We start from the raw sequence: 6,486 nt of genomic DNA, 5'->3' as shown, positions 1-6,486 counted from the left end.
GTCTTGGGCACGCCGACGATGGGGAGGCCGGCCTCGGAGAGGAGACTGGCCGCCTTCAGCGTGCCTTCGCCGCCGATCGGGATGATCGCGTCCAGTCCGAGATCGGCGACATGGCCCTTCGCGCGCTCCACGCCGTCCCGCAGATGCGCGGGCTGCACACGGGAGGAGCCGAGGATCGTGCCGCCCCGGGCGAGGATACCGCCGACCGCGTCGAGGTCGAGCTTGCGGTAGTCACACTCGAGGAGACCCTTCCAGCCGTCGTGGAAGCCGATGACCTCGTCGCCGTGGTCCACCACCGCGCGGTGCACGACGGAACGGATGACGGCATTGAGGCCGGGGCAGTCGCCGCCGGAGGTGAGCACACCGATTCGCATTGCCCGGGAAACCTTTGCAACGTGGGCCGACGCCGGACCACGTCGTCCGGTTGGATCCCGCTACCTTACCGGCGAGAGGTGTCCGGACCGAACCCACTGTCCGACTGCTGGACGTCCACCGGATGTACACCGGCCGCACACGTACGGACCGGCTCCTCGAAGGAGCCGGTCCGTACGGGCTGCGTCAGGCGGGCTGGGTCGCCGCGGCGATCCGTTCGGCGCGCAGCGCCTCGTACCACCGGTCGTCGCTCGGCGGCAGCGCGTTCACGTCCAGGGCCAGCTTGAGGAGGAGGTCCGCGATCAGCGGGTTGCGCGCCAGGACCGGCCCGTGCATGTAGGTGCCGAAGACGGTGTCGTTGTACGCGCCTTCCGTGCCGTCACCCGTGCCGTTGCCCCGCCCGAGCCGGACCCGGGCGAACGGGCGCGCCGCCGGGCCGAGATGGGTGATGCCCTGGTGGTTCTCGAAGCCGGTCAGCGGCGGCAGGCCCAGGTTCGGATCGATGTCCCCGAGCACGTCGCCGACGCACCGGGCGCCCTCGCCCCGGGTCGAGACGACATCGAGCAGCCCGAGGCCGGGCTCGCGCTCGCCGAGGTCGTTGATGAACTCGTGGCCGAGGATCTGGTAACCCGCGCAGACCGAGAAGATGATCGCGCCGTTCGCCGCGGCCCTGTTCAGTCCGCCGTCCCGGCGCAGCCGCTCCGAGGCGAGCCGCTGCGGCCGGTCCTCACCGCCGCCGACCAGGTAGATGTCACCCGACGTCGGGATGGGCTGGTCGCTGCGCACGTCCACGCGCGACACGTCGAGACCGCGCTGGCGTGCCCGGCGCTCCACCACCAGGGCGTTGCCCTGGTCGCCGTAGGTGCTGAGGAGGTCGGGGTAGACCCACACCAGCCGCAGGCTGTTGTTGCTCATGCTTCGTCCTCTCCGGGGGGTGCCCGCGCGGGGGTCAGTTGCCGACACGACGGCGCAGATCCTGGAAGGCGGTGTAGTTGGCGATGACCTCGATGCGGCCCGGCGGAGCCATCTGGACGGCCTCGTCCAGGGTCTCGCACACACGGAAGTCGAGACCGGCCACCTCGAGGCGGACCGCGAGGTCCAGCTTGCGGTCGCCGAGCACGAAGATCGGGTGTCCGTAGAGCTGGGTGTAGTCGACGTCCCAGAGCCAGGAGGTGTCCGTGCCGTCGGCGCCGCGTGCGTTCACCGAGAGGATCACCGGGGTGGGCGGCGGGTCGATCAGGGAAAACGTTTCGAGCCAGCCCGCCGGGTTCTTCGCCAGCAGGAGCCTGAGCTCGCGGCCGAGGAAACTGACCACGTCGTAGCGGCCCGCCACGGCCTGCACCTGGTACATGCGCTCCAGGGCGACCTGCGGCGGCACACCGAAGACGGCGGCCACGGCGGCCGAACTGGTGGCGTTGGCCTTGTTGGCCCGGCCCGGCAGCTGGAGGTGGATCGGCCACGCGGAACCGTGCGGGTCCAGGACGTAGTCGCCGTTCAGCGCCCAGCTGGGGGCGGGGCGGCGGAAGCCGCACTCACCGCAGAACCAGTCGTCCCCGGGGCGCTGCATCACACCGCCGCAGGACGGGCAGGACCAGGCGTCGTCCTTCCACGCCTGCCCCGCCGCGACCCACACCACATTGGGGGAGGAGGAGGCGGCCCAGACGATCAGCGGGTCGTCGGCGTTGGCCACGATCACGGCCTTGGAGCCCGACAGGCCCTCACGCCACTGCTCCGCCATCATCCGGGTCTCCGCGGCGCGGTCCAGCTGGTCGCGGGAGAGGTTGAGCAGCGCGATCACCTTCGGTGTCGTGTCGCGGGCCACACCGGCGAGGTACTTCTCGTCGACCTCGATCACGCCGTACCGCGCGTCCGAGCCCCCTGCCAGCGCGGAGGTGATCCCCGCGGGCATGTTGGCTCCGAGCGCGTTCGACACGACGGGGCCCGCGGCCCTGAGCGCCTCGGCGATCAGCCGGGTGGTGGTCGTCTTGCCGTTCGTCGCGGACACGAGGATCACGTCCAGGTGCTGCGCCAGCCGCCCGAGCAGGTCGGGGTCGAGCTTGAGCGCCACCCGGCCGCCGATCACCGATCCGCTGCCGCGCCCCGCAGCGCGCGACACCGCCGCCGCGGCCTTGCCCGCCGTCACGGCGAGCTTGGCCCGCGGCGACAACGGCTCCGTGTTGCCTGCCATCGTCCTAGATCCTCCTTGCGTAAGTCCGCACCCAGCCTATCGATGTCCAGCGCGGCGACCGCACCACGGCACCACGGGGAAGGTGGAGGTCACGTGGAACGTACGCTTCTCCCATGCGAAACCGCCCGATCCCCGGCAGTTCCGGACGCGTTCGTGCCATGAGCCTGTTCGGTGCCCCGGTGCTCCACAGCCCTTGCGACGATGTCACCGACTTCGGTCCGTCGCTCGCCAGGCTGGTGGAGGACATGTTCGCCACCATGTACGCCGCGAACGGCGTCGGGCTCGCCGCGAACCAGATCGGTGTCCCGCTCAAGGTGTTCGTCTACGACTGCCCGGACGACGACGAGGTCCGGCACCTGGGCCATCTCGTGAATCCCGTACTCGTCGAAGCGGACGGGATCACCGTACGCGGACCGGAGGGCTGCCTGTCGCTTCCCGGTCTCGAAGCCGGCACCCCGCGTTTCGACCACGCGGTGGCCGAGGGCCTGAACACGGCGGGGGAGCCGGTGCGGATCACCGGCACCGGCTGGTTCGCCCGCTGCCTGCAGCACGAGTGCGACCACCTCGAAGGCCGCGTCTACACGGACCGGCTGACGGGACTGCGCAGGGCCAGGGCGCTGCGTGCGGCCCGGCGGGCGCCGTGGGGACGTACGGCCGCCGAGGGCCGGCCCGCGCCCGTGGACGCCGCGGGCCCGGACGGGCGCGCTCAGAACCCCTGACCGCCGGGGAGGTCACCGGCCTCGGCCAGCCTGCCCCACAGCAGGTCGGCGAGGCTGCGTACCAGCTGCTCGCGCGAGCACGGGCGGTCACCGAGCCACCAGTCCCCGGCCGCGTGCATCATTCCGACGATCCCGTGACCCCAGATGCGGGCCATCCGGTCGCTGTCGGGGCCGAGATCGACCCGCTCCGCGATCACCCTGCCCAGTTCCTCGCCGAGGCGGCGCAGGAGCGGCGCGGAGTGCCGGCCGACGTCGAAGCCCTGCTCGGGCGAGGGGGCCGCGTCGTCGGACGGGTGCATCAGGAAGCGGTAGACCTGCGGGCGCGCCTCGATCGCCGCGAGGTAGGTGTCCAGGGTCGCCTCGACCCGTTCCCGCCGCTCGGAGGGTGCGTCGAGGGCGGCCCGCAGGGCGCTCAGCAGGGCGTCGGTGTGGCGCTTGGCGAGCGCGCGGTAGAGGCCGCCCTTGTCCCCGAAGTGCCGGTAGAGGATGGGCTTGGTGATCCCGGCCTCCGCCGCGATCGCGTTCATCGACGCCTGCGGGCCGTCCCTGAGCACCACCCGGTCCGCGGCTTCGAGCAGCTCCCGGCGGCGCTGTTCGGCCGCTGTCCGCTGCCGTTCGGCCCCTCGTGTGGTCTCCATGTCGTTTCTCCCGCCCCACCCGGCTGTCCTGCGATCTCGTCACGCCCGGGCAACGTAACACCCTGCTCCGCCGGCTGCGGATCCGTGGGCGGCCGGTTGACAGAAGCTACTTGCTGGTAACAGACTGTTGTTACCGCTAGTAACGGGTTATCCCGGAAGTGCATGGAGGAAACCATGGCCGAGTTCACGCTCGAACTCAACGAGGACCAGAAGCAGGTCCGTGACTGGCTGCACGGATTCGCGGCCGAGGTGATCAGGCCGGCCGCTTCGGAGTGGGACGAGCGTGAGGAAACGCCCTGGCCGGTCATCCAGGAGGCGGCCAAGGTCGGAATCTACTCCCTCGACTTCTACGCCCAGCAGTTCTTCGACCCCACGGGCCTCGGCATCCCCATGGCCATGGAGGAGCTCTTCTGGGGCGATGCGGGCATCGCCCTGTCGATCGTCGGTACGGGGCTGGCGGCGGTCGGCGTCCTCGCCAACGGCACCGAGGAGCAGATCGGCACCTGGATACCCCAGATGTACGGGGACGCGGACGATGTCAAGGTCGCCGCTTTCTGCTCCTCCGAGCCGGATGCCGGATCCGACGTGGCCTCCATGCGCACCCGTGCGGTGTACGACGAGGCCAAGGACGAGTGGGTGCTCAACGGCACCAAGACCTGGGCGACCAACGGTGGTATCGCCAATGTCCACGTCGTCGTCGCCGTCGTCGATCCGGAGCTGGGCTCGAAGGGGCACGCCTCCTTCATCGTCCCGCCGGCCACCCCCGGCCTCTCGCAGGGGCAGAAGTTCAAGAAGCACGGCATCCGCGCCTCGCACACGGCCGAGGTCGTCCTCGAGGACGTCCGCATACCCGGCCACTGCCTGCTCGGCGGCAAGGAGAAGCTCGACGAACGCCTCGCCCGGGCCCGTGAGCGCGTCCGGTCCGGTGGCGAACGCCTGAAGAACGCGGCGATGGCGACCTTCGAGGCCTCCCGCCCGGCCGTCGGAGCCATGGCGGTCGGCACCGCCCGCGCCGCCTACGAGGTGGCGCTCGACTACGCGAAGACCCGGACCCAGTTCGGCCGCCCGATCATCGACAACCAGGGCATCGCCTTCCAGCTGGCCGACATGCGCACGCAGATCGATGCCGCACGGCTGCTCGTCTGGCGCGCCTCCTGGATGGCGAGCGCCGGCAAGCCGTTCACGGCGGCCGAGGGCTCGATGTCGAAGCTCTACGCGAGCGAGACGGCGAAGTCGGTCACCGCCCAGGCCGTGCAGATCCTCGGCGGCAACGGCTTCACCCGTGAGTACCCGGTCGAGCGCATGCACCGGGACGCGGCGATCTACACCATCTTCGAGGGCACCAGCGAGATCCAGCGCCTGGTGATCGCCCGCACCCTGTCGGGGATGCCGATCCGCTAGGGATTTTGGCCGCCGCGCCGCGGGGCCGGACCGATGCCGGACGCTCCTGGCCGGGAGCGTCCGACGCCGGTCCGGCCCCGCATGCTGCCCGTGCCGCTACCGCGGCAGCAGCGCCTCGACGGCCGCCACCACCTCGGGCGCCTCCGGCTCGGTGCGGGGGCGGATCCGGGCGACCGGCTCGCCGGCCGGGGAGATCAGGAACTTCTCGAAGTTCCACTGGACGTCCCCGCCCGTGCCCTCGGCGTCGTCGAGCTTCGTGAGCTCCGTGTACAGGGGGTGCCGGTTCTCGCCGTTGACGTCGGCCTTCTCCAGGAGCGGGAAGCTGACGCCGTACGTCGTCGAGCAGAAGGTGCGGATCTCCTCCGCGGTGCCCGGCTCCTGGCCCGCGAACTGGTTGCAGGGCACCCCGAGAACGGTGAAACCGCGGTCCCCGTACTCCTTCTGGAGCCTCTCCAGGCCGGCGTACTGCGGAGTGAGCCCGCACTTGGAAGCCACGTTCACCAGCAGGACCACCGAGCCCTCGTAGGCTCCCAGGGTGGTCGGTTCGCCGGTGAGGGTACGGAGCGGGATGTCGTACAGCGTCATGGGATGTCTCCTCGGTAGCCTGGCGTCGCTCTCATTGTGACGGCCTCCGGGGGGAAGCCTCCCGCGGGCCGAGGTTCCGGTAGTAGAACGTGGTCGCCCTGAGCGTGCCGTAGGGGTCCGCCGCGTAGTCCGGGACGGAACCGTACGGCGTCCAGCCGGCCGAGCGGTAGAGCCTCTCGGCGTCGCTTCCCGTCTCCGTGTCCAGCACCAGCAGGGTCAGCCCCTCGGCGGCCGCGGACTGTTCGACGGCCGCGAGCAGGGCCCGGCCGACTCCCCGGCCGCGGGACGAGGGCCTGACCATGAGCTTCGAGACCTCCGCGCGGTGACGGGCGTTGGGCAGGGGCGTCCTGACCAGCCCGATCGTGCCCACCGCCCGCTCGGCGTCGCGGGCGATCCAGACCTGGTGGCTCCCCGCCTCCACGGCGGCGGCCCGCTGCCGCCACCAGGCGGCAGCCGTCGCCCGGTCCAGCGGGGCGAGGAAACCGACCGAGGATCCGCCCTCCACGGCTTCGATCAGCAGGGTGGCGAGCTCATCGGCATAGGTGACCAGCGCGGGGCCGGACACGGGGACGATCTCGGTCAT

8 protein-coding genes are annotated in these 6,486 nt (G+C 71.1%); 2 read left to right on the top strand and 6 right to left on the bottom strand.

What is annotated here, in order from left to right:
• From VN520_RS27970 to VN520_RS27960, 3 genes are all read right to left on the bottom strand, one after another.
• On the bottom strand, nt 1–374 hold a 374-nt coding region (locus VN520_RS27970; protein ID WP_325749736.1), incomplete at its 3' end, for a 6-phosphofructokinase.
• Nucleotides 375–558: 184 nt separating this feature from the next.
• Complete coding sequence (locus VN520_RS27965; RefSeq protein WP_325749735.1) at nt 559–1,287, bottom strand: glutamine amidotransferase; 729 nt, start codon at nt 1,285–1,287, stop codon at nt 559–561.
• A 34-nt stretch (nt 1,288–1,321) separates the two neighbouring features.
• A complete protein-coding gene (locus VN520_RS27960; RefSeq protein WP_203184816.1) occupies nt 1,322–2,560 on the bottom strand; it encodes a MurT ligase domain-containing protein in 1,239 nt (412 codons plus the stop codon).
• Nucleotides 2,561–2,673: 113 nt separating this feature from the next.
• Here VN520_RS27960 and def point away from each other — a divergent pair, with 113 nt between their 5' ends.
• A complete protein-coding gene (gene def, locus VN520_RS27955; protein WP_325749734.1) occupies nt 2,674–3,279 on the top strand; it encodes a peptide deformylase in 606 nt (201 codons plus the stop codon).
• Here def and VN520_RS27950 read toward each other — a convergent pair.
• Entirely contained in the window at nt 3,267–3,917 is a 651-nt protein-coding gene (locus VN520_RS27950; protein WP_325749733.1) for a TetR family transcriptional regulator, read from the bottom strand. The two genes, def and VN520_RS27950, sit on opposite strands and share 13 nt — an antisense overlap.
• Before the next feature lie 174 nt (nt 3,918–4,091).
• Between VN520_RS27950 and VN520_RS27945 the strand changes: the two genes are divergently transcribed.
• Nucleotides 4,092–5,318, top strand: coding sequence for an acyl-CoA dehydrogenase family protein (locus VN520_RS27945; protein ID WP_325749732.1), 1,227 nt, complete (start codon nt 4,092–4,094; stop codon nt 5,316–5,318).
• Between the two features lie 96 nt (nt 5,319–5,414).
• On the opposite strand, the gene VN520_RS27940 is transcribed toward VN520_RS27945, so the two are convergent.
• Together VN520_RS27940 and VN520_RS27935 are read right to left on the bottom strand one after the other, a co-directional pair.
• Entirely contained in the window at nt 5,415–5,903 is a 489-nt protein-coding gene (locus tag VN520_RS27940) for a glutathione peroxidase (protein ID WP_325749731.1), read from the bottom strand.
• Nucleotides 5,904–5,934: 31 nt separating this feature from the next.
• A complete protein-coding gene (locus VN520_RS27935; RefSeq protein WP_325749730.1) occupies nt 5,935–6,486 on the bottom strand; it encodes a GNAT family N-acetyltransferase in 552 nt (183 codons plus the stop codon).

The sequence above is a fragment of the Streptomyces sp. genome (assembly GCF_035563135.1).
Classification (GTDB): Bacteria; Actinomycetota; Actinomycetes; order Streptomycetales; family Streptomycetaceae; genus Streptomyces.
Note: the sequence above shows the minus strand (reverse complement) of the source record. Positions and strands in the feature narration are given on the sequence as shown.